Raw genomic sequence first — 17,326 nt, 5'->3', positions numbered from 1 at the left:
CCACCACGGTCCTCGACGACTCCGTCGCCGGCGACCCGGCCGACCGCACCCTCCCCGGCCCCGAGGCCATCATCACCACCACCACCACCACCGACGGGCCGCCAATCGGGTCGGCATGCCCGCCCGGACGACTGAGGCGGGTGGCCTGACGTTCACCCGGGCGGTCAGCAGCGTCCCATCGGGAGCTGAGCGAGGTTGCGGCCCAGCCAGTCCCCCATCTTGTTGAGCATCTTCGTCCCGTCGGAGAATGACCCGCTGCGCGGCACCGCGGCCATCGACACGGCCACCTGCCCACGGGTGGTGGAGATGACGCCCAGCTGTCGAACCAGATAGCCGGCGGACTTGGAGGTCGCCGGACCCCAACCACCCTTGACGGCGGTGATCGCCCCTTGGCTTCGTCCGGTCTTCGCGACACCCCACTGCTGGTTGGCGGCAACCGAACTCATCAGACGGATGATGTGCTCGCTGTCGGGCAGGCATGGAAGGTGCGCGCCGAAACGCGCCTGATCCGCCAACGCCCACTTCGTGTATCCCGGGTACGACGGCGGGTCGTCGGCCTCCGAGGTGACGTGCGTCTTCTCGTCGTGCCCTTCTCGCAAGACATCGGTCACTGCATTCACCGAACTCATCCCGCCACCGAGTGATCCCCAGAGATCCCCGGCCGCGTCGTTGTCGGAGAACTTGATCGCCTTGTCCTCCTTGATCGCAACGGCGAAACCGTTCTTGCGCTGCGCGGCGAGCGACACCGGCACCTTCAACGTGGACCAGGCGCGCCCCGTCTTGAGCGTGCCCATGCTGATCACCTCGTCGGACCCGACCGGCACGAGCGACAGACCGACCTGTCCGGGCAGCGATTTCCGCATCGACTTCTGGACCGCGGCGAAGCTCTTGCTCAGTTTCTTGTCCAACGGCACGGGCGGCTCGAACATCTTGGCGATCTGAGGCGGCAGGGGCGGCAGTTGCGGCGGCCACCACGGTGGTGACGCAGCCGTCGCCGTCGCGGTCCCGAAGACCACGCAGCACACGATCGTCGCAGTGGCGACGACGACAAGCCTTTTCACACGAGTCACTTCTATCTCCTGAGTCACATCTGTAACACAGAGACTAAGGGCAACGAAGATGCTTCACCAGCGACGATGCGAAGTTGTAGCCGTTGCGGCGCGGATATCGACATACAGGGTCGAGAAACCGCGTCATTCACCTCGCGGACGCCACTGCCCCATTCCCAGGAACACCATGACGAGCTGCCGTTCCGTACGTTCGACGATCTCGCGTTCCACACCGCGGCCGCGGTAGTCGTTGTCGAGTAGATCGGCAACGGCGGTGAGCATGATCGTCACGATCAACTCGGCCGAGATCTCGAGATCCTCGGGATTCCATTGCGCCAGGTCGGGCAGCCGCGACAGATCGATCGCGAGCTCTTTCGAGAACAGCCGCAGCTCGGTGTCGATGGCCCGGCGGATCTCCGCGATGCCGCCGTGCTGCTCTCGGACCAGGAACCGGAACTGGGCCTCGTTGTCGTGCACCTGACCCAGCAGGATGGCCAGTGAGTTCTGGGCCGTCGGCAATGCCTGACGAGCCGCCAGGTCTCGGCGTCCCTCACGCAGTGTGCGACGCAGCACCCGCATCGAGTCCTCGACGAGCGTGACGCCCAGATCCTCCATCGAGGCGAAGTGGCGATAGAAGGCGGTCGGCACGATGCCCGCACCCCGCGCCACCTCGCGCAGGCTGATGCTCGCGAAACTGCGCTCGGCGACCAATTCCATGGTGGCGTCGAGCAACGACTGTCGGGTCCGGTTCTTGCGTTCGGCCCGGGTCTCGGACTCACCGGTCGCGCGCGACGACCGCGGGCGGGAGGTGTGTCGGGACCTGGTCACGATCCGAGTCTAGGCGGAGCCACCCACACCAGGGTCGCGGCCTCGCCGACGCGACCGTGAACCGGTGATTGCCATCACAGCATTTTCCGCTTGACCAACGGACCCGCCTCCATGTCACACTTGTCCGTGTACAGATGTTCACTCAAACGTGAATCTGACCGAACGGAGCCAGCCCATGAGCATCCGCATCCCCGATGTCGTCGGTTCGATCGTCGAGGCAGCCCTGTCTCCTCATCCCGTCGACCGCTATCTCGAACTGATCGATCCGATGATGACCTGGCGCGACCTGCGCGCGAAGGTCGTCGGCGTCGACCATCCCACCCCCCGCACTGTCCGCCTGACCCTACGTCCCACGCGTCAGTGGCAGGGCCACCAGGCGGGACAATACGTGCAGCTCAGCACCGTCATCGACGGCGTGCGTCATACTCGCTGCTTCTCGCCGGCAAATGCCGCCGGACGTCCCGACGGTGACCTCGAACTGACCATCACCGCCCACGACGACGGATTCGTCTCCACCCATCTTCGTGACCATGCCCACATCGGCATGATCGTCGGGCTGGGTCAGGCGGCCGGTGAGTTCACACTACCCACCGAACGCCCCTCGTCGGCGATCTTCATCAGCGGGGGCAGCGGGATTACACCTGTACTCTCGATGCTGCGTACGCTCGTTGCCGAGGGTTACGACGGCCGGGTCACGTTCCTGCACTACGCGCGAACTCCGGTCGATGTCGCCTACCGTGGCGAACTCGCGGCCATCGCGGCCGCACATCCTCAGATCGACGTCCGACTGCACTACACCCGGGGAGCCGAGGCGGAACACTTCACCGCGGCGCACCTCGACGGGATCGCCGGCATCGACGACGCGCATCTGTTCGTCTGCGGCCCGACTGCCCTGATGGATGCGGTCAACCAGCACTACGACGACTCCGGTATGACCCAGCCCCTGTCGAGCGAGGCGTTCACCCTCGCCGCTCCGATCGCCGTCGACCCCGACGCACCCGTCGACGGTGAACTGACGTTCCTGCGATCCGGTAGATCAGCGTCCAACGACGGCCGCACCATCCTCGAGCAGGCGGAATCGGCCGGGTTGAGCCCGGAGTCCGGCTGCCGGATGGGGATCTGTTTCTCCTGCACCGCCATCAAGAGATCCGGCTGCACCCGCAACGTGTTGACCGGAGAAACCGACACCGAAGCCGACACGCAGGTCCAGCTCTGCATCAACGCGCCTGTCGGCGACGTGGAAATCGAGGTATAGCAACCATGACCATCACCACTCCCACCAGCACCGACCCCAGCACGGCTCTCGTCAAGGTCACCGACCCGCGCGACGACGCCATCCCGACGAACGATCCGAAGCACATCACTCTCAGCTATGAGCAGGTCGAGGCGCTCGGCCGTGACCTCGACGAGCTGAAGGCCCGCGTCGTCGCCGATCTCGGTGAGAAGGACCGCGAGTACCTGTACTCGATCATTCGAGCGCAGCGGGGATTCGAGATCACCGGCCGCGCACTGATGTACCTGGGTTTCTTCCCGCCGGCCTGGATCGCCGCCGTCGGCGCCCTCTCCGTGTCGAAGATCCTGGACAACATGGAGATCGGCCACAACGTCATGCACGGCCAGTACGACTGGATGCGTGAGGACACCTACAACTCCCGCGAATTCGAGTGGGACACCGTGTGTCCCGCCGATCAGTGGCGCCACAGCCACAACTACATGCACCACACCTTCACCAACATCGTCGGCGAGGACCGCGACATCGGCTACGGCATCCTCCGGATGGACCGCGATCAGAAGTGGAATCCCTACTACCTGGGCAATCTCGGCTACGCGACGGCCCTGATGCTGCTGTTCGAGTGGGGCGTCATGCTGCACGACCTCGAGGTCGAGAACATCGTCGCCGGCAAGCGCAAGTGGTACGACGTCAAGGGACTCGTGAAAGGTATGTGGCGCAAGGCCGGACGCCAGGTCCTCAAGGACTACGTGGTGTTCCCGGCACTGACCGGGCCCCTGTTCGTCACCACGCTGCTCGGCAACGCCTCGGCCAATCTCGTCCGCAACGTCTGGACGTACTCGATCATCTTCTGCGGCCACTTCCCCAGTGGCGCACAGACCTTCACGCCCGAAGAGTGCGCGAACGAGACCCGCGGACAGTGGTATCTCCGCCAGATGCTCGGCTCGGCCAACATCACCGGCAGCCCGCTGTTCCACGTGATGAGCGGCAATCTCTCGCATCAGATCGAGCATCACCTGTTCCCGGACATCCCGGCGAGCCGCTACCCGGAGATCTCCGGCGAGGTCCGCGAGATCTGCGAGCGCTACGGCCTGCCGTACAACACAGGGTCACTGAGTCACCAACTGGCGTCGACGTGGAGGAAGATCGCAAAGCTGTCGCTGCCGAACTTCATGACCCGCGACGACAACGACATCGTGGTGACCGTGGAACGGTCGAAGTCCGCGGTCGCGTGATCCGCGAGCCCTCGACACCGGTGGCACAATACGGAATCATGGTCGATCGCATCGAACGCAACAAGGATCTGGTCCAAGAACTGGTGGAGTCGACAGCAACACATGTCGGCCGTATCGCCACCATCATCACCGGCGCCGTGACCGATGTCGCGCGTGAGATCGGCGACCTGGTCACCGATGGTTTCGAGATGCGCGAGGCGGCGCGTCGGGCCCGGGACGACCAGGAGCGGGGCATCCTCGATGTCGAGGAACACGAGCTCGTCGACGAGGTGCCACCGCTCGACGCCGACGAGCCCGGCGACCCGGTGGACCTCGGCGAACTCCCCGGCACGGACCAGGCGGCGCTTCCGAGCGCCGAGGATGTACCCGAGGAACCGGTCGACGTCGGAGAGTTACCGGGCGAACAGCCCTGACGCACCGCGACAGTAACCTTGTGCCCATGTCGGACATGTGGCACGTGCTGGAGTCGACCTTCGGATACGAGTCCTTCCGCGGTGACCAGGAACAGATCGTGGGACATGTGGTCGGCGGCGGAGACGCCGTCGTCCTCATGCCCACCGGGGGCGGGAAGAGTCTCTGCTACCAGATCCCGGCGCTGGTCCGCGAGGGCTGCGGGGTGGTGGTGTCACCACTCATCGCACTCATGGCCGATCAGGTGGCCGCACTTCGAGAACTGGGTGTCCGCGCGGCATTTCTGAACTCGACCCAGATGCCCGAGCAGCGCGCAGAGGTCGAGGCGGCGTACCGATCCGGCGAGTTGGACCTTCTCTACGTCGCCCCCGAACGCCTCAACACGCCCGGCACCCGGGCGCTGCTCCAGCAGGGCACGATCTCGCTGTTCGCCATCGACGAGGCGCACTGTGTCTCGCAGTGGGGACACGACTTCCGTCCCGACTACCTGATGCTCGGCGAACTGGCCGACCTGTGGCCCGACGTGCCGCGGATCGCGCTGACCGCCACCGCGACTGCCCGCACGCATGCCGAGCTCACCGAGCGTCTCCGACTCGACGATGCCCGCCACTTCGTCGCCGACTTCGATCGGCCCAACATCACCTACCGCATCGTCTCCAAGGCCGAGCCCCGTAAGCAGCTGCTCGACTTCATCCGTACCGATGGCATCGTCGACGGGCGGCCCGCCACCGGCATCGTCTACGCACTCAGCAGAGCGTCGGTGGAGAAGACCGCAGAGTTCTTGCGCAACAACGGGATCGACGCGATGCCCTACCATGCGGGCCTCGACCGCACCGTCCGCCAGGACACGCTCGAGCGTTTCCTGCGGGCCGACGGCGTCGTGGTCGTCGCGACGATCGCGTTCGGCATGGGCATCGACAAGCCGGACGTGCGCTTCGTCGCGCACATCGATCTGCCGAAGAGCGTCGAGGGTTACTACCAGGAAACCGGTCGTGCCGGACGCGACGGCGCGCCGTCGGTGGCGTGGATGACCTATGGACTCGCCGACGTCATGCAGCAGCGGCGGCTCATCGACCAGTCCGACGGCGACGCGAATCACCGCCGTGTACAGCAGCAACATCTCGATGCGATGCTCGCCCTGTGCGAGACCGTCGACTGCCGTCGGACCCAACTGCTGCGGTACTTCGGTCAGGAGTCCACCGCCTGCAACAACTGCGACACCTGCCTGAATCCGCCGGAGACCACCGACGGGACGGTCGCCGCGCAGAAACTGTTGTCCACGATCGTCCGTCTCGATCGTGAGCATCGTCAGGCCTTCGGCGCGGGCCACCTCATCGACATCCTGCGCGGCGCCGACACCGCGCGAATCCGCGAGCAGGGTCACGACCGCCTCAGTACCTACGGGATCGGCACCGAGCTCGATGCCGCGGGCTGGCGTGGCGCGGTGCGTCAGTTCGTCGCCACGGGGATCATTGCGCCACAGGGTGATTACGGTGTGCTGACCTTGACCGAGAAGAGTTGGCCGGTCCTGCGCGGCGAGACGCCGGTCATGCTGCGTCTGGATCCGGTGAGGGCGGTGACCCGACGGCGATCCACGTCGACTGCCGCGGAACTGCCCGAGCCGGACCGCGGCCTCTTCGAGCACCTGCGTGCCTGGCGCAAGGCGGAGGCGTCACGGCGCGGAGTGCCGCCGTACGTGGTGTTCAATGACGCGACGTTGCGGGAACTGGCCGGACGCCGACCGTCCACCGCGGACCAGTTGCGCTCGGTGTCCGGGATCGGCGACGCGAAGCTCGAGCAGTACGGCGACGACGTACTGGCGACAATCGCCGCCTTCGAACCTGCCTGAGCACAATCATTGCCCGACCACGCAGCTCTGCCTACTGTGGGTGGCGCTGTCTTCTCAGGAGGTATGTCGTGTCCCGCTCGTTGCCGTCGTTCCTGACGTTCCCGAACCCGGTCAACGACTACGCCGCACGGTCGACGGCCGGCCTGGTCATCCTGCTCGCCGTCGTCGCGATCGTCGTCGACCATCCCGTCGTCTACGCACTCCTCGCCCTCGGGTTCCTGCTGCGTGTGATGGCCGGCCCGCGCTACTCGCCCTTCGGCCAGCTGTCCGTGCGGGTCATCGTCCCCAAGGTCTGGCGCAAGACCAAGCTCGTGCCCGGACCGCCCAAGCGCTTCGCCCAGACGATCGGACTGGTGTTCAGCGGCGCCGCCCTGATCCTGTCGATTCTCGGACTCGGTCTGGCCGCGCAGATCGTGGTCGGTGCGTTGGTCGTCGCCGCCACGCTGGAGTTCGCCTTCGGGCTGTGCCTCGGCTGCATCGCCTTCGGCTTCCTGCAGCGCCACGGGATCATCCCCGAGACGGTCTGCGAAGCGTGCAACAACCTGTCGTTGCGGACCCCGGCGGAGCACTCCACCGCATAGTCTGGCCAGGGTCGGGCGGCGCCGAACGTGGTGTCAGTCCAGCAACCCCATCGCGATCCCGTCGAGGATGTCGTGCTCGCTGACGACGAGTTCGGTGATCCCGGCGCGAGCAGACAGGACCTCGGCGAGTTCCATCGCGACCAGCGACCCGCCTCCGATCACATCGACGCGACCTGGATGCATCGGACCCAGGGCCGCGCGCTCATCTCGGGTCATCGCGACCAGCCGACGGCACACCGAATCCAGATCCTCGAGCGAGATCCGCGACAGATGGATCACCTCGGGGTCGTAGTCGGCAAGACCGGCGCCGACAGCGGCCAACGTCGTCATCGTGCCGGCGACACCCACCCATGTGCGCACGCCCTCGACGGGCACCGCGGCGAACGCCGGTTCCAGTCGTTCGCGGGCGAAGGCACGCGCCGCGGCGACCTCGTCGTCGGTCGGCGGATCCGAGGGCAGGCACCGTTCGGTGAGCCTGACGCATCCGATGTCGGCGGAGTACGCGGCGCGCACGCCATCGTTGTCGCCGACCACGACCTCGGTCGAGCCGCCACCGAGGTCGGTGACGACGAAAGGTCCACGCGCAGAATCTAGTTCGCCGACTGCGCCGCGGAACGAGAGGCGGGCCTCCTCGTCGCCGGTGATCACCTCGGCGCATGCACCGGGGACCACCCGTCCGAGCAGCTCGGCCGTCATCGCGAAGAAGTCGTCCCGGTTGGCCGCGTCCCGGGTCGCCGACGTCGCGACCATCCGCACCCGCTCGACTCCTGCCGCCACCATGATGTCGACGTAATCCGCCAAGGCCTGCCGGGTCCGCTCGATGGCCTCCGGAGCGAAACGTCCGGTGGCATCGACGCCCTGCCCGAGGCGGACGACGCGCATCTCGCGGTGGATGTCGACGAGTGGTGCGGGTGCCGAGTCTGCGCGCGCGACGAGCAGCCGGATCGAATTGGTGCCGCAGTCGACGGCGCCGACGACGGTCACGAATCCTCTCCGACCGGTTCGTCGACGGGATTCATCCGCGGCCAGTCGGCGGGGATCGCGGTGCCTCGCAGCGCCCCCTCGGCCGCCAGTGCGACGGCCTCGTCGCCGAGCGGGTTCGTTCCCGGCCCCTTGGCGAGCGAATGGGCGATCAACACGTGGAGGCATTTCACCCGATCCGGCATGCCACCGCCGGTGAAGTCTGTGCCGAGGGATTCGATCGCGTCTCGCTCGGCCAGATAGGACTCGTGCGCGGTGCGGTAGGCAGCCGCGAGCACGTCGTCGGTACCCAGCCGGGCGGTCATGTCCTTCATGACTCCGGCCGATTCCAGCCGGCTCGCCTCGGCGGTGAGTCGCGGATCGGTCAGGTAGTAGAGCGTCGGAAAGGGCGTGCCGTCGGGAAGTCGGGGCGTCGTCTTGATGACCGCCGGCTGCCCGTCCGGGGTGCGATAGCTGACCTCGATCACACCGCGGGGTTCCCGTCCGAGTTGCGCGGCGATGGTGGCGAGGTCGGCGTCGGTGACGCTCACTTGCTGGTCGGCGGGGTCGAGACCGACTCCCACAGATTGCCGTACCACGGATTGCGTGCCCGCTCCTGCGCCTTCTTCTGCGCGGCCATGCGCGCGTCGTCGCCCGGGTACATCATCACCAACGCCTTCTCCCCCGGCCTGACGAACTGGAGTCGCTCTCGCGCCTTCGCCTCGATGTAGGCCGGGTCGCCCTGCTCATTGACCTTCTGCTGATAGTCGGTGACCTCGGTCTGGAGCCGATCGTTGCTGGCCCGCAGTTGCTCGAATTCCCCGCGCTGCGAGAAGTAGGTGCGGACCGGCATCGCCAGGGTCAGCGCGACGACGCTCACGACGAGCGCGAGGACGATCGCGCGCTTGGCATCGAGCCCCTCCCACCGTGCGGCCAACGCGGCACCGTCGATCCGTCGCCGCGTGGTCGCGCGCGGAGTACGGGCTCGCCTCGGGGCAGGCTTCTCGTCGACACCGGTGTCGTCGACGTCGGGCTCGTCGACGAGGTCGGTCGGATCGAGATCGTCCGCGTGCACTTCCTGCTCACCGGTCTCCGTCACCGAGATCCGGGTCGCCCGGGCCGACCCCGGGCGCGTGCCCGGCGATCGGGGACGGGCGTGACCGCGCGTGGCGGTGCCACGACGATCAGCCCGCGCCCGACGACGCCCGTCCTCAGTCATGGGGACCAGCTAATCACGAACCAAACGAGAATCGTGGGAAGGCGAGGTCTCCCGCGTACCGCGCCGCGTCGCCCAGACCTTCCTCGATACGCAGCAGCTGGTTGTACTTCGCGACGCGTTCGCTGCGGGCCGGCGCACCCGTCTTGATCTGGCCACATCCGCAGGCAACGGCCAGGTCGGCGATGGTGGTGTCCTCGGTCTCGCCCGACCGGTGGCTCATCATCGTCTTGTAGCTGTTGTTGTGCGCCAAGGCAACCGCGTCCAGGGTCTCGGTGAGCGAGCCGATCTGGTTCACCTTCACCAGCAGTGCGTTCGCGACGCCCTCGGAGATGCCACGCTCGAGTCGCTCCGGGTTGGTGACGAACAGGTCATCGCCGACGAGCTGCACCTTGTCGCCGATCGACTCGGTCAGCGCCGCCCAGCCGGTCCAGTCGTCCTCGGCCAGACCGTCCTCGATCGACACGATCGGGAAGTCGGTCACCAGCTTCTCGAAGAAGGTGATCATCTCGTCGGCCGAGAGGTCCTTGCCCTCGAGCTTGTACACACCGTTGGAGAAGAACTCGGTCGACGCTGCGTCGAGCGCGACCACGACGTCCTGGCCGAAGGTGTAGCCGGCCTTGCCGACGGCCTCGCCGATGGCGGCGAGTGCGGCCTCGGTGTTGGGCAGGTCGGGGGCGAAACCGCCCTCGTCACCGAGCGCGGTGTTCAGTCCCTGCTTGTGCAGCACGGACTTCAGGGCGTGGTAGACCTCGGCCCCGCAGCGCAGGGCCTCCTTGAACGTGGGAGCACCGACCGGAGCGATCATGAACTCCTGGAAATCGATCCCGTTGTCGGCGTGCTCGCCACCGTTGATGATGTTCATCATCGGCACCGGCAGGATGTGCGCGTTGGGTCCGCCGATGTAGCGGAACAGGGGAAGTCCGGCGGACTCGGCCGCACCCTTGGCGACGGCGAGCGAGACACCGAGGATTGCGTTCGCGCCGATCCGTCCCTTGTCGGGGGTGCCGTCGCAATCGAGGAGTGCCTGGTCGACGACGCGCTGCTCCTCGGCCTCGAGTCCGATGATGGCCGGCGCGAGCTCGCCGAGCACGCCCTCGACAGCCTTGGTCACGCCCTTGCCGAGATAGCGCTCGCCGCCGTCACGCAGCTCGACCGCCTCGTGCTCGCCGGTCGAGGCTCCCGAGGGGACGGCGGCGCGGGTGAAGGTGCCGTCGTCGAGAACCACTTCGACCTCGACGGTCGGATTACCCCGCGAGTCCAGAATCTCGCGTGCACCGACCTGCTCGATCATTGCCACAGCTGCGCCCCTTACGGTCGACGGGTCGGCGTCATCGCCGACGCCGACAGGTACGGGTCAAAGCCTAATCGTTGCCTGCCGGACGCACGTGACGAGGGAGACACTGGTGACCTCGTGGGTCAGTAGCGCACGTTGACCGAGTACGCGTTGGCGCGATCCCGGACGTCGAGCACGTACTGGGTCGAGTTGTTGTAGACCTTGACGGCCTTCTCCCACCCCTCGGGAGTCGTCATGTCACCACCCGACGACACGCACAGATATCGGGCCGCCGACAGCGCGGCATCGTCGATGTTGTCCGGGTCGGCGCGCCCGTCGCCGTTGGCATCCACTCCGTATCGATTCCACGTCTCGGGGATGAACTGGAACGGCCCCATCGCGCGGTCGTGCGTGGAGTCGCCGTCCATCCGGCCACCGTCGGTGTCGTGGATCTGCATGTTGCCTCGGGTCCCGTCGAGGGCGACGCCCCGAATGGGCGGCGAGGTGTCACCGTTCGCGGCGATGTCGGTGCCGTGATGGGTCCCGTGCTTGCTCTCCACCGCGGCGACACCCGCCAGCGTCGTCCACGCGAGACCACACTCGGGATGCTGTTGGCGCTGGATCTCGGCCGCGTTGCCGTAGGCCTCGAGTGCGATCAGCGGGATGCCGGTCGAGTCCGAGATGGGTGTGGCCCAGTCCCGGAGCAACTCGGCGGTGCGGCCGGGTGAGTTGATGTTGATGTACGGCGTCGGGGCGCCGGCACCGGGCGGGATGCCGTCCGGGATGTCGGGGCGCTTGAGCGAGGGCAGATCCAGGCACGCCGACGCGACCAGCGCGGTCGCGCCGATGATCACCGGGGCCAGTACCGCCCTCCTGGCGACCCGACGCCACATCCTCATCCGCCCCTCCACCGTCGACTCTCCCTCTGGGTCTTTCGTCCCGTTCTTCATGACAACTTTGCGACAGCCCTTTCGGTTCCCGGCCGCCGGGGCTACTGTCACCTGGTTAGCCTCACCAAACCCGGGCCGTTCGCGGTGCGGTCGCAGAAAGTTCGTGATGAGTTCTCTCGCTGCGGGTGGCGCGCCCTCGATTTTCGCGCAGATGTTCGGCAGCGGACTCATCGGACTTCGCGAAGGCCTCGAAACGGGCATCGTGGTGATGATCCTGATCGCCTATGTCGTGAAATCAGACCGTCGCGACGCCCTCAAATGGATCTGGGCGGGTGTCGCGGCGGCGGTCGCGATGGTGGTCGTCGTGTTCCTGATCATCCACCTCGGCACCTCGACGGTCTCCACCCTCACTGCCGAGCTCATCGCCGGACTGGCGTCTCTGGTGGCGGTCGCCATCGTCACCTTCATGGTGTTGTGGATGAGCAAGGCGTCGGCACACATCTCGGCCGATCTGAAGGACGAGATGTCGAATGCCCTCATCACGGGCGGTCTTTCCGTTCTGGGTCTGGCGTTCCTGGCCGTCGGGCGGGAGGGCTTCGAGACCGCACTGCTGATGGTCGGTTACGCGGAGAGCGTGTCCGGCGGCCTCTGGCCCCTGCTCGGACTGCTCCTGGGCATCGTCGTGGCCGTCGTCATCAGCGTGCTCCTCTACCGCGGGGCGGTACGGCTCAACTTCCACACATTCTTCCTCTACACGGGGATCTTCCTGATCTTCGTCGCCGCCGGAATCCTCGCCTACGGGGTCCGCGCGCTGCAGACCGTGGGCTGGCTCCCCGGCAGCAACACCCTGGCGTTCGACATCAGCGAGCACTACGACCAATCGTCGTGGTACGGCACGGTTCTGGCGGGAATCTTCAACTTCCGACCGGATCCGACCGTGCTGCAGGTCGTCGCGTGGTGCCTGTACGTGGCGATCGTCCTGACATTCTTCCTCCGTGCGAACCGGCCGAAGCGGACGACGGCAACGCCGTCGAAATCTCCGGCCACCGAGACCCCGGCACCCACGACGCCGGCATCTGAAAGGAATCCAGGGTGAAACCGAGTAGCACCACGGCGGTCGCGTTGCTGTCGATGGCGGTCGCCGCCCCGATGTTGTTGGCCGGGTGTACATCGAAGGAGAGCGCGAACGGCGCGATCGCGGTCACCTCCACCAATGACGCCTGTGAACTCGCGACCAACGAGGCCCAGACCGGCGACGTGAACTTCAAGGTGACCAACAACGGCTCCAAGGTCACCGAGTTCTACGTATACGGCAACAACAATCGCGTCCTCGGCGAGGTGGAGAACATCGGGCCCGGCTTGTCGGGCAACCTGACCGTCGAGGTCACCGACCCAGGCACCTACACCGTTGCGTGCAAGCCCGGCATGGTCGGGACGGGTGTGCGCGAGGAGATCTCGGTCACCGGTGACAAGAAGGAGAAGTCGCAGGCACCGGAGGACGTCAACAACGCCAAGGAGCAGTACCTGACCTATGTCCGCAACCAGCTGAACACCCTCGAGACGCAGACGAAGAGTTTCGTCGACGCCGTCAAGAGCGGCGATCTCGACGCCGCCCGCGCACAGTTCGGACTCGCCCGTACCCCGTATGAGCGCATCGAACCGGTCGCCGAGTCGTTCCCGGATCTCGACCCGGCCATCGACATGCGGTGGGACGACACCGAAGACGGCAAGCAGCCGTTCACCGGATTCCACCGCATCGAGCGCTACCTCTGGCCGCCGCAGCCTCAGGAGATCGGCGATGGTCCGGGCCAGATATCGCCCGCCGACGCGGCGAACGCCAAGGCCACCGACACCAAGCCGAACATCGATCGAGCCGCCGACCAACTGCTGGCCGATGTCACCACCCTCAAGACCGAGGTCAACAAGCCGGACTTCACCTTCGAGACCCGCTCATTCGTCCAGGGACCGCAGGCACTGATCGACGAGGTCGCCGCGACCAAGGTCGGCGGTGAAGAGGACCGCTACTCGCACACCGACCTCTGGGACTTCGCCGCGAATGTCGACGGTTCGGAGACGGCGATCGCGACGATGCAGCCGATCATCTCCGCCAAGGACCCGCAGTTGATGGACAAGATCACCGCGCAGTTCGCGGACGTCCGCAATGCCATCGATCAGTTCCGCGAGGGCGACGGTTACGTCAGCTACACGCAGGTGACGGAGGAACAGCGCAAGGATCTGTCCAACAAGATCGACGCGTTGTCGGCGACCCTGTCGCAGGTTCCGGGGCTGGTCCTGGGCTGATGTCCGATCCCACCCCGACGCCGACAGAACCCTCAGGACGACAGCGCTTCTCGCGCCGCGCCCTGCTGGGAGGGGCCGGGGTCGGGGTGGTCGCGGCGGCAGGCGGGGTCGCCATCGGTCGGGCGACGGCGGCCGAGGACACCGCGGGCAGCAAGATCGTGCCGTTCCGCGGCGACCGACAGGCCGGCATCATCACCGCCGCCCAGGACCGACTCCACTTCGCGAGTTTCGACGTCGTCACCGACTCGCGGACCGATCTCGTCGCGATGCTCAAGGCCTGGACCGATGCGGCCGAACGCATGACGCGCGGCGAGGAGACGGTGCCCGGCGGCGCGGTCGACCACGGCGACTACACACCGCCCGCCGACACGGGCGAGGCACTCGGCCTGAGCGCGGCCAACCTCACACTCACCATCGGATTCGGGCCAGGGTTGTTCGGCCCCAGCGCATCCGATCCGGCGCGACGCGACCGGTTCGGGATCGCCGGCGCCAAGCCCGCCGCGTTGGTCGACCTGCCCGCGTTCGCGGCCGAGCGGATCGAACCGTCGAAGTCGTTCGGCGACATATGCATCCAAGCCTGCGCCGACGACCCGCAGGTGGCCGTGCACGCCATCCGCAATCTGGCCCGGATGGGTTTGGGAGTCGTCGCGGTGCGCTGGTCCCAACTCGGCTTCGGCCGCACGTCGTCGACCACGCAGTCGCAGGAGACGCCGCGGAACATGTTCGGCTTCAAGGACGGGACCGCGAATCTGCGTGCGGAGCAGACCGACCTCTTGGACCGATGGGTGTGGGTCGGTGCGGGCGACAACCCTCCGGCGGCCCAATGGATGACCGGTGGCACATACCTCGTCGCGCGGCGGATCCGGATGGACATCGAACCGTGGGATCGAGCGAATCTGCTCGAGCAGGAACAGATCGTCGGACGGCTCAAGGGTTCTGGCGCGCCACTGGGACAAGAAGGCGAGTTCGACACCCCGGATTTCAACGTCACGTCGTACGGCGCACCGATGATCCCGCGCAATGCCCATGTGCGCCTTGCCCATCCGGACAATCTTGGGGGGATCAGGATTCTGCGGCGCGGCTATAACTTCACCGACGGCTCCGACGGATTCGGACACCTCGACGCCGGCCTGTTCTTCATCGCGTTCAACCGAGACACCGGCAAGCAGTTCGTCCCGATGCAGCAGGTGCTCTCGCGTCAGGACGCGATGACCGAATACCTGATCCCGAACGGGTCGTCGGTGTTCGCGATTCCGCCCGGCGTACGGGCGGGCGAATGGTGGGGACAGCAGCTGTTCGAGGGATGAGCGGGCCGCGCGCCCTCACCCGCTCCCCCGCGCTGTCGGTGGCCCGCCGTCACTCGTCGGCGGCGTCCGACTCCACGCCGACTGGGTCCAGTTCTTCGCCGACCGTGCCCAGATCTTCGCCGATCGGGTCCAGTTCTTCGCCGATCGGGTCCGGTTCTTCGCCGACCGGGCCCTGGAATTCGCCGACCGGATCGAGGATCGCCAACCAGTCCTCGCGAACCCTCGGTGTGGCCCCTTCCGCGCGGGCCCGCGACTCGACCTCTCGCACGTGATCCATGAGATCCCGAACGCGCTGTCGCGTAACCTCTTCGACGCTGTCGCCGCCGACCTGGACAGTCACACTGGTGATCGCCGGATCAATCCGCTCCATCGGATAGCCTGCTGCCTCGAGCCGTTCCAACACCTTCTGCGTCAGGGCGAGGGCCGGCGCGGTCGTGGCGACGCCGTCGAGCACCGATCCGCGCGCCTTCTCTGCGGCTTTGCGTTCTTCCCATTCGTTGATCTGGGTCTGAAGATCGGCATGCGCACCTGAGAGGACCCCCGGCGTCCGTCCACGAACCTTCTCGGTGAAACTGCGTGCGACGTCGTCGATGTCAAAGGGTCGGTCCGGGTCGTCGGCCGCGATGCGTGCGTGGAACAACACCTGTAGCAACAGGTCTCCGAGCTCTTCACGCAGCAACTCACGATCGCCGTCGTCGATCGCATCGAGCAGTTCGTAACACTCCTCGAGGAGATATCGCCGCAGGGATGGATGGGTCTGAGTGCTCTCCCACGGACCTCGTCGTCGCAGTGTGTCCATCAGCGCGACCGCCTCCAGCAACGCATCACCCGCGACGGGGCGCGCGGTGATGACGTCGTCGCCACGGTCGATGCGGGCGCGCGTGAAGGGATGCCGCCGATCGCCGGTGAGCAACGTTGCGTCGGAATCGTCGTGCTCGGCCCAAGTGGCCCCGGTGAGCCCGAGATCCCACAATGTCGACGGGTGGACATCCTCGGTGACCACGAGCGGTCCGTTCAGCAGCGGCAGTGCTCGCGCCGGGATCGTGTCCGGTCGCAACGGATCGAGCAGGATCACGGTCATCGGCGATCCATCTCCCTTCGGACGACGTGTCACGAACCTAGCGCAGCGTCCCGGCTCTCCGCCGATCGTGTCCGCAAACGCGCCGACCGTGTCCAGATATTCGCTGACCGTGCCCGTCATCCACAGACCTCCGCACGGACGAAGGTCGGCGAAACCGATCCGGCCCGCTCTGCGTCTAAACAGGCATGACACGCAATTCGGAGATCATCGGTAAACGACTCGTCCGACGGCAACAGGCCGTCGAGCGCAGTGGCATGACCGCCGAGGAGTTCACCGGCGCCTTCAGCCATCTGCGCGGCGGACTCTACGTCGACCGGACCGCGATCCTTCCACCGACAGAGCGCATCGATGCAATCGCCATGAGCGCAGATGGGCGACCCGTCGTCGGCGGAATGGCGGCCCTCATCAAGCACGAGGGCAAGTGGTATGACGCCGACTTCGAGGTCGAGCTGTTCCGGCACCCCTCGGGCTCCGGTAAACCCGGGCGAGGTAGCCGGGTACACCGGACCGAGCTGACGGAGACGGACATCATGACCATCGGCGGGATTGCGGTCACGACTCCTATCCGAACTGCCTACGACCTGGGACGACGCGGTCCGGAATGGCGTGCGCTGGGACATCTCGACGACCTGGCACGAGCGACCCGATTCTCGGCCACCGACCTTCAGGAGTACGCCGACGATCGCGACGGACATCGAGGAATCCGACAGCTACGGTTCCTCATACCCTTGATCGATGCGCGCGCCGAGTCACCACCTGAGAGTTGGTTCCGGCTCATGATGCTCCGTGCCGACCTCCCCACGCCTGACCTGCAGATCGAGGTCGAGAACGAGTCAGGTCACGTCTACGCCCGCATCGACCTCGGCTATCGAGAGCCGAAGATCGCGATCGAGTACGACGGAGAAGACTTCCACTCGAGTCCTGAGCAGCGAGCCCACGACGCAGCGCGCGACGAACAACTACGCAGAGATGGCTGGATCGTCATCCGCATCAACGCCGAGCAGCTTCGGACGGCGCCGTGGCTCGTCATCATCGCCATCGAGAACGCATTACGGTCGAGAGGCGCATACTTCTGACCGGCCCGGCCGGCGACTCGTGGGGTCGTCGGCCG

At 66.4% G+C, this 17,326-nt stretch carries 17 protein-coding genes; 9 read left to right on the top strand and 8 right to left on the bottom strand.

Annotated elements, in window-relative coordinates:
- Positions 1–164: 164 nt before the first annotated feature.
- Together EEB19_RS09235 and EEB19_RS09230 are read right to left on the bottom strand one after the other, a co-directional pair.
- The gene (locus EEB19_RS09235; protein WP_262365528.1) at positions 165–1,070 is read right to left on the bottom strand and encodes a hypothetical protein; all 906 of its coding nucleotides are present in this window, start codon (positions 1,068–1,070) and stop codon (positions 165–167) included.
- Positions 1,071–1,193: 123 nt separating this feature from the next.
- The gene (locus tag EEB19_RS09230; RefSeq protein WP_187585364.1) at positions 1,194–1,877 is read right to left on the bottom strand and encodes a TetR family transcriptional regulator; all 684 of its coding nucleotides are present in this window, start codon (positions 1,875–1,877) and stop codon (positions 1,194–1,196) included.
- Positions 1,878–2,052: 175 nt separating this feature from the next.
- On the opposite strand from EEB19_RS09230, the gene EEB19_RS09225 reads away from it, so the two are divergent.
- The 5 genes from EEB19_RS09225 to EEB19_RS09205 all read left to right on the top strand — a co-directional run bounded on the left by EEB19_RS09225 (position 2,053) and on the right by EEB19_RS09205 (position 7,184).
- Positions 2,053–3,132, top strand: a complete 1,080-nt coding sequence (locus EEB19_RS09225) for a ferredoxin reductase (protein WP_187585362.1) — start codon at positions 2,053–2,055, stop codon at positions 3,130–3,132.
- A gap of 5 nt (positions 3,133–3,137) precedes the next feature.
- Positions 3,138–4,343, top strand: coding sequence for an acyl-CoA desaturase (locus tag EEB19_RS09220; RefSeq protein WP_187585360.1), 1,206 nt, complete (start codon positions 3,138–3,140; stop codon positions 4,341–4,343).
- Positions 4,344–4,381: 38 nt separating this feature from the next.
- Positions 4,382–4,756 carry a hypothetical protein gene (locus tag EEB19_RS09215; RefSeq protein ID WP_187585423.1) on the top strand — a complete coding sequence of 125 codons (375 nt, stop codon included), beginning with the start codon at positions 4,382–4,384 and terminating at the stop codon, positions 4,754–4,756.
- Positions 4,757–4,782: 26 nt separating this feature from the next.
- Positions 4,783–6,603, top strand: coding sequence for a DNA helicase RecQ (gene recQ, locus EEB19_RS09210; RefSeq protein WP_187585358.1), 1,821 nt, complete (start codon positions 4,783–4,785; stop codon positions 6,601–6,603).
- Between the two features lie 68 nt (positions 6,604–6,671).
- Positions 6,672–7,184, top strand: a complete 513-nt coding sequence (locus EEB19_RS09205; protein ID WP_187585356.1) for a DUF4395 domain-containing protein — start codon at positions 6,672–6,674, stop codon at positions 7,182–7,184.
- 33 nt (positions 7,185–7,217) lie between these two features.
- On the opposite strand, the gene EEB19_RS09200 is transcribed toward EEB19_RS09205, so the two are convergent.
- The 5 genes from EEB19_RS09200 to EEB19_RS09180 all read right to left on the bottom strand — a co-directional run bounded on the left by EEB19_RS09200 (position 7,218) and on the right by EEB19_RS09180 (position 11,529).
- The gene (locus EEB19_RS09200; RefSeq protein WP_187585354.1) at positions 7,218–8,168 is read right to left on the bottom strand and encodes a Ppx/GppA phosphatase family protein; all 951 of its coding nucleotides are present in this window, start codon (positions 8,166–8,168) and stop codon (positions 7,218–7,220) included.
- Positions 8,165–8,695 (bottom strand): DUF501 domain-containing protein, encoded by a 531-nt coding sequence (locus EEB19_RS09195; RefSeq protein ID WP_187585352.1) that lies wholly within the window; start codon positions 8,693–8,695, stop codon positions 8,165–8,167. The genes EEB19_RS09200 and EEB19_RS09195 overlap by 4 nt, the downstream gene beginning before the upstream one ends.
- A complete protein-coding gene (locus tag EEB19_RS09190) occupies positions 8,692–9,363 on the bottom strand; it encodes a septum formation initiator family protein (protein ID WP_187585350.1) in 672 nt (223 codons plus the stop codon). The genes EEB19_RS09195 and EEB19_RS09190 overlap by 4 nt, the downstream gene beginning before the upstream one ends.
- Positions 9,364–9,376: 13 nt before the next feature.
- The gene (gene eno, locus EEB19_RS09185; RefSeq protein WP_187585348.1) at positions 9,377–10,660 is read right to left on the bottom strand and encodes a phosphopyruvate hydratase; all 1,284 of its coding nucleotides are present in this window, start codon (positions 10,658–10,660) and stop codon (positions 9,377–9,379) included.
- A 119-nt stretch (positions 10,661–10,779) separates the two neighbouring features.
- Positions 10,780–11,529, bottom strand: a complete 750-nt coding sequence (locus EEB19_RS09180; protein ID WP_262365535.1) for a lytic transglycosylase domain-containing protein — start codon at positions 11,527–11,529, stop codon at positions 10,780–10,782.
- 163 nt (positions 11,530–11,692) lie between these two features.
- Here EEB19_RS09180 and efeU point away from each other — a divergent pair, with 163 nt between their 5' ends.
- The 3 genes from efeU to efeB are packed head-to-tail and all read left to right on the top strand — an operon-like array spanning position 11,693 to position 15,134.
- The gene (gene efeU, locus EEB19_RS09175) at positions 11,693–12,622 is read left to right on the top strand and encodes an iron uptake transporter permease EfeU (protein WP_187585344.1); all 930 of its coding nucleotides are present in this window, start codon (positions 11,693–11,695) and stop codon (positions 12,620–12,622) included.
- A gap of 35 nt (positions 12,623–12,657) precedes the next feature.
- Positions 12,658–13,827 (top strand): iron uptake system protein EfeO, encoded by a 1,170-nt coding sequence (efeO, locus tag EEB19_RS09170; protein ID WP_187585419.1) that lies wholly within the window; start codon positions 12,658–12,660, stop codon positions 13,825–13,827.
- Complete coding sequence (efeB, locus tag EEB19_RS09165) at positions 13,827–15,134, top strand: iron uptake transporter deferrochelatase/peroxidase subunit (protein WP_187585342.1); 1,308 nt, start codon at positions 13,827–13,829, stop codon at positions 15,132–15,134. Before efeO ends, efeB begins: the two co-directional genes overlap by 1 nt.
- 49 nt (positions 15,135–15,183) lie before the next feature.
- Here the strand turns inward: efeB and EEB19_RS09160 are convergent, their stop codons facing one another.
- A complete protein-coding gene (locus tag EEB19_RS09160) occupies positions 15,184–16,215 on the bottom strand; it encodes a MazG family protein (RefSeq protein WP_187585340.1) in 1,032 nt (343 codons plus the stop codon).
- A 185-nt stretch (positions 16,216–16,400) separates the two neighbouring features.
- Here EEB19_RS09160 and EEB19_RS09155 point away from each other — a divergent pair, with 185 nt between their 5' ends.
- Positions 16,401–17,291 (top strand): endonuclease domain-containing protein, encoded by an 891-nt coding sequence (locus tag EEB19_RS09155; protein WP_187585338.1) that lies wholly within the window; start codon positions 16,401–16,403, stop codon positions 17,289–17,291.
- Positions 17,292–17,326: the final 35 nt, after the last annotated feature.

It is taken from the genome of Gordonia sp. OPL2 (assembly GCF_003797825.1).
In the GTDB taxonomy this organism is placed as follows: Bacteria; Actinomycetota; Actinomycetes; order Mycobacteriales; family Mycobacteriaceae; genus Gordonia.
This window is presented reverse-complemented; position numbering and strand designations above follow the sequence as displayed.